The sequence below is a fragment of the Vibrio sp. 03_296 genome (genome assembly GCF_002265885.1).
Map to the genome: position 1 here is coordinate 1 of NZ_NPKW01001118.1, position 457 is coordinate 457.

General features: G+C 42.0%; 2 tRNA genes. Both read left to right on the top strand.

What is annotated here, in order from left to right:
• Positions 1-57 precede the first annotated feature (57 nt).
• Positions 58-134, top strand: a tRNA-Ile gene (locus CIK04_RS30205).
• Between the two features lie 9 nt (positions 135-143).
• Positions 144-219, top strand: a tRNA-Ala gene (locus tag CIK04_RS30210).
• Positions 220-457: the final 238 nt, after the last annotated feature.

Here is a 457-nt window from a genome sequence, read left to right on the forward strand (position 1 = left end):
TGATTATTGCGATGAGTGTTCACACAGATTGATACGGTTTAGATTAGAGCATCTAGTGGGTCTGTAGCTCAGGTGGTTAGAGCGTACGCCTGATAAGCGTAAGGTCGGTGGTTCGAGTCCACTCAGACCCACCACTCAACGATGGGGTTATAGCTCAGCTGGGAGAGCGCCTGCCTTGCACGCAGGAGGTCTGCGGTTCGATCCCGCATAGCTCCACCATCTTTAAGGGTTTTTCCTTAAGAATCTTTAAAAATGGTTTTCATTAGAAAATCTTGCTCTTTAACAATTTGGAAAGCTGACAAAACAACAATTTATTGTTGTTTGTAAAGTTCTCAATGTTTGTCTTTAAGACAAACACCAACAAACACATTCAAGTGTTCTTGGGAATGTCACTTTTAGTGACTATTCGAAATTGAGTCCGGCAAAATCAACGCTATCTCGACTCATTCAAATAATG